The sequence below is a fragment of the Agrobacterium sp. LY4 genome, assembly GCF_001526585.1.
Taxonomy (GTDB): Bacteria; Pseudomonadota; Alphaproteobacteria; order Rhizobiales; family Rhizobiaceae; genus Agrobacterium; species Agrobacterium leguminum.
In genome coordinates this window covers 1-5,072 of sequence record NZ_ASYA01000009.1, presented here as the reverse complement: position 1 = coordinate 5,072, position 5,072 = coordinate 1, and the positions used below count along the sequence as shown (strand labels likewise).

5 protein-coding genes are annotated in these 5,072 nt (G+C 61.8%); all 5 read right to left on the bottom strand.

Translation table 11 applies throughout. The features are described from left to right. Positions 1-101: 101 nt before the first annotated feature. Positions 102-1,676 (bottom strand): FGGY-family carbohydrate kinase, encoded by a 1,575-nt coding sequence (locus L904_RS09630; protein WP_059762508.1) that lies wholly within the window; start codon positions 1,674-1,676, stop codon positions 102-104. A 60-nt stretch (positions 1,677-1,736) separates the two neighbouring features. Continuing rightward, positions 1,737-2,456, bottom strand: a complete 720-nt coding sequence (locus L904_RS09625) for an HAD family hydrolase (RefSeq protein ID WP_020811197.1) — start codon at positions 2,454-2,456, stop codon at positions 1,737-1,739. Between the two features lie 7 nt (positions 2,457-2,463). Then, on the bottom strand, positions 2,464-3,948 hold the full coding sequence (locus L904_RS09620; protein ID WP_035260396.1) for a mannitol dehydrogenase family protein: 1,485 nt from the start codon (positions 3,946-3,948) through the stop codon (positions 2,464-2,466). A 63-nt stretch (positions 3,949-4,011) separates the two neighbouring features. Beyond that, a complete protein-coding gene (locus L904_RS09615) occupies positions 4,012-4,788 on the bottom strand; it encodes an L-iditol 2-dehydrogenase (protein ID WP_020811195.1) in 777 nt (258 codons plus the stop codon). After that, a partial coding sequence (locus tag L904_RS09610) for a TOBE domain-containing protein (RefSeq protein ID WP_156428576.1) occupies positions 4,785-5,072 on the bottom strand: 288 nt, incomplete at its 5' end. The genes L904_RS09615 and L904_RS09610, both read right to left, overlap by 4 nt.

Here is a 5,072-nt window from a genome sequence, read left to right as displayed (position 1 = left end):
GGAGGGGTTGCCCCCTCATCCGGCCCTTCGGGCCACCTTCTCCCCGGCGGGGAGAAGAAATGCGCGGCAACCATCAGCGCCTGCTATTAGCCTTTAGAAAATCAAAGGCTTTCCAGTTCCTGACGATGGCGGTGCATGGCGAGAAAGCGGCGGTAATCCCGCTCATAACGGGGGCCACGCGCCGGATTGCCTGATATTTCCGCATTGCCCGGATACATGGCGGCCCCTGCTGCGGCAAGGTTCGCATGCACCCCGCCGGCCGTCGCCGCCGTCATCGCCGTGCCGAGCAGCACCGCATCGGCGGTGGCGGGAACGACGATGCGCTTGCCCGTCACATCGGCATAAAGCTCCATCAGCAGCGGGTTTTTCACATGCCCGCCGGTAACGTGCAGGCTTTCCACCGCATAACCGAAACGCTCCATCGCATCGAGCACATGGCGGGCGCCGAGCGCAATGGCGACGGCCGTGCGCCAGTAAAGACGGCAGAGACTGTCGAAAGACGTATCCAAAGTCAGTCCGCTGATGACGCCGACGGCATGCGGATCGGCAAGCGGCGAGCGGTTGCCGTGGAAATCCGGCAGCACATGCAGCCGCTCGGCGAAGGCCTCGCCCTCAAGCGCGCGCAATTCCGTTACCCGCGCAACGATGCGGGCATGCAGCGCCGTATCCGGCTCACCGCCTGCCGCATGCATGCGCACGATATGGTCGAGCAGCGCGCCGGTGGCCGATTGCCCGCCCTCCACCAGCCAGTGACCCGGCAGGATCGCCTGCCAATAGGGACCCCAGAGGCTGTGGCCGGGCATCTGCCGCTCGGACATGGCGACAAGGCAGCTCGACGTACCGGCGATCAGCGCCACATGCCGGCCCACATCCGCAGACAGGCAGCCGCCCAATGCGCCGAGCGCGCCGGCATAGGCGTCGATCATGCCCGCCGCCACCTGGCAACCGGTATCGAGACCCAGTTCGGCGGCAGCTTCGGGCGAAAGCGGGCCGATGCTTTCCCCCGACATTACCGTGGTCTCGGGCAGCCCTGCCCGCTCTCTCAAATCGGCGAGGCCCGCCAATTCGAGATAATCCGCCTGCCAGCCGGGATTTTCCTGCGCCAGAAAATTCCACTTCGCCGTCTGCGTGCAATTTGAGCGCTGCGCTGAACCGGTCGCCCTCCACGTCAGGAAATCCGCCAGATCGAAAGCGAAGGACATGCGCGACCAGCTTGCCGGCATATGCGTCTTCAGCCACATCAGCTTCGGCATCTGCATTTCCGGCGAGACGCTGTTGCCGGCAAAATCCAGCACCCGGTGGCCGGATGCCGTCAACCGGTCGGCCTCGTCGATTGCCCGGTGATCGAGCCAGACGATGGTGTCGAACCGGTCTTCACCGGTAACGGAAACCGAAACCGGCTCACCACGCCCATCACGGATGACCAGCGAGCAGGTGGCGTCGAAACCGATGGCGGCTATGCTTTGCGGCGAAACACCGGCCTCGGCAAGCGCTGTCCTCACCACGATGCAGACCGCGTTCCATATGTCGGTGGAATCGTGTTCGGCGTGGTTTTCCTGCGGCCTCCGCATCAGGATGGGATGGGTGGAGCGGGCAAGCAGCCGGCCGGCCGGATCGAAAATGCCGGCCCGGGCGCTGGCGGTGCCGACATCGACAGCGACGAGATTTTGACGCATCAAGACTGCAATTCCATCCCTTGCGCAACGACCCGGCGACGGCGGCAGGCAAAATCTACTTCAGCCCGCATCACGTTCCATTTGGCCGTCAAAACCGCCCTTCCCCACATAGCTACGGACAAGTTGGACCAAATCCGGCATCGCGTCAAACACCGCATCCGCGCCAAGCCCGGCGATCTTTTCACGGAATGCGGGAAAGCGCGCATGCGAACCGCCGGTAAAGGCAAAAACGCCCATACCCGCGGCCTTTGCGGCGGCAATGCCGGCCGGGCTGTCCTCGATCACGATGCAGTGACGCGGCTCGACGCCCATTTCGCGCGCCGCATGCAGGAAAAGATCGGGCGCCGGCTTGCCGTTCTTTACCATGGTGGCGCTGAAGACATGCGGTTCGAATTTGTCGATCAGGCCGGTCAGCCCCAACGAATAACGGATGCGTTCCGGCTGGCTTGAGGAAGCGACGCAGCGCCGCAGCGGCAGGAGCCTGTCCAGCGTTTCGCCAATGCCGTCAATCGGCCGAAGCTCGGTGCGGAAACGCTCGAACAATGTTGCGCGCATATGGTCGAGAAAATCGATGTCGGTTTCGACACCGTAATCCTCAAACAGCGTCGCCGTCATGCTGGCGACGCTGCGGCCGAGAAAGCGCTCATAGGCCTCTTCCTCTCCCATGGTCACGCCGAGATGGGAGAGCATGTCGAGAAGGACGGAGATGGAGACCGGCTCGCTATCGACGAGAACGCCGTCGCAATCGAAAATCAAAAGGGGCCCGGTCTCGTCTTCCATCTCTCAGTCACTTTTCAGCCAGCTTGTCATCCAGATAAAGCTGCAAGGTCTTCGCCGTGCCTTCTTGCCACAGCGTCTTCACTGCATGGGCAAAGCGTTTACGGAAAAGCTCCGATTCGGCAACTGTTCCGAAGATATCCTCAAGCGCGAGGAAGGCCATCGGATCGTCCTTGGCCTTGATCGCCGCCGCCTGAAGCCGCTCGGCGCTGGCATCGTTGAAGGCGATTTCCTTGCCGCTGTCGGAGGTGCCCTGGAAATAACGGCACCACAGCGCCGAAACCAGCGAAAGGCCGACGATATCCTCGCCGCGCGCCAGCCGGTCGGCGGTGGATGGCAAGATGAATTTCGGCTGGCGGTTGGAACCGTCCTGCGCCAGACGCGGAATGGTGTCGCCGATCTTCGGATTGAGGAAACGCCGCTCGATCAGGGCGAAATAATCGGCGAGATTCGTATCGGGAACCGGCGGAATGACCGGGATGATCTCTTCATTTTCGAGCTTTGCCAGAAATGCCCGGATCAGCGGATGTTCCATCGCTTCATGCACGAAATGGATGTCGAGCAGCGCCGCCGGATAGGCGATTGCCGCGTGGCCGCCATTGAGGATGCGGATTTTCATGTGCTCATAGGGCGCAACGTCCCTGACAAACTGTACGCCGGCCTTTTCCAGCGCCGGGCGACCGGCTGGGAAATTATCCTCCATCACCCATTGCTTGAACTCCTCGCAGAAGACCGGCCAATTGTCCTCGATGCCGAAATCGTCGCGGGCGATATTGCGTTCGCGCTCGCCGGTAGCAGGCGTAATGCGGTCGACCATGGAGTTGGGGAAAGCGACGTTTTCGCCGATCCAGTTGGCAAAGGCCGGATCGGACAAGGCCGCGAGCCCGACCACGGCATTTTTGGTGACCTTGCCATTATGCGGAATGTTGTCGCAGGACATGACGGTGAAGGGTTGCAGCCCCTTGTCGCGCCGCGCCTTCAGCCCGGCGACGATGAGGCCGAACACGGTTTTCGGCGAAGCCGGGTTTCTGCCGTCTTCGGCAATGGCAGGATGCTGCGGGTTGAAGGAACCGGAAGCATCGATAAAATACCCGCCCTCGGTAATCGTCATCGAGACGATGCGGATTTTCGGATCGGCGAGCGTATCGATGATGGCCTTTGTGTCGCCGACCTTCAGAATGTCGATCATCGGGCCGGTAACGCGCGCACCGGTGCGGTTATTGTCCTGCTCCACCACCGTCGTCAGGAAATCCTGCGCGGCAAGCTTTTCCCGCATCACCGCATCCGACGGCAGAACGCCCGCGCCGATGATGGCGAAGTCATGGTCCGTTCCGGTGTTGAACAGGTCATCCAGATAAACCGCCTGATGGGCGCGGTGGAAATTGCCGACGCCGAAATGCACGATGCCGGCGGAAAGATCGGCCCGGGAATAGGCCGGAACCGCCGCGGTTTTTCTGGCGTCGTCAAGCGTTGCGAGGGAGAGTTTGCATGTCATGTCACGATCCTCGAAGGGGAAACGTTGTTCGTGCCAAGGCCGGGCGACACAGGCGCCCGATACTCAGCTCATCCAGTTGCCGCCATCGACATTGTAGGTCTGGGCGACGATGTATTCGGCCTCATCGGAGGCAAGGAAGATCGCCATGCCGGTCAGGTCTTCAGCACGGCCCATGCGGCCGAAGGGCACGGCCTCCCCAACCAGCCGCTTCTTTTCACCGGCGGGGCGGTTTTCATATTTCGCAAACAGCGCATCCACGCCGTCCCAGTGCTCGCCATCGACCACGCCCGGCGCAATCGCGTTGACGTTGATGCCGTGCCTGATGAGATCGAGCCCGGCCGATTGGGTGAGGCTGATGACGGCGGCCTTGGTGGCGCAATAGACCGCCACCAAGGCCTCGCCGCGCCGGCCCGCCTGGCTTGCCATGTTGATGATCTTGCCGCCTTTTCCCCGAGCAATCATTGTTTTTGCGGCGGCCTGCATCATGAACAGCGTGCCGGACACGTTGATCGAAAACAGTCTTTCGTAGCTCTCGCGTTTGATCTCGACAATCGGTGCAAGGTCGAACAGCGCGGCATTGTTGATAAGGATATCGAGCCCGCCCGTCTGGCCCTCCACCGTGCGAATGGCGGTGTCGATGGAATGCTGCTTGGTGACATCGAGTTCGACGGCATAGGCATTCTCGCCGATCTCGCGGGCGGTCTTGCTGGCGCGCTCGAAATCGATATCGGCAATGGCGACGGTTGCCCCCTCGCGTATATAGGCCTCCGCAAAGGCACGGCCGATGCCGCGCGCCGAACCTGTTATCAGCGCGGATTTGCCTTCCAGTCTGCCCGTCATATCGCCTTACCCTTTTCTTCGAACCTGTGGATCTTTGTCTCATCCGGCGTGATGAAGACGGTATCGCCGTGTTTGCATTCGAACTCGCCGTCCGTGCGAGCAGTGATCGGGCCGATACCATCGACCTCGAGATGCAGGAAGGTATCGGAGCCGAGATGTTCGGCGACGGTGACCTTGCCCTGCCACAGCCCGCTTTCCTTCGACAGCAGCAGATGTTCGGGCCGCACGCCGGCGGTGGTCGCTCCCTTTTGGCGGGCGTAATCGCCGGTCACCAGGTTCATGCG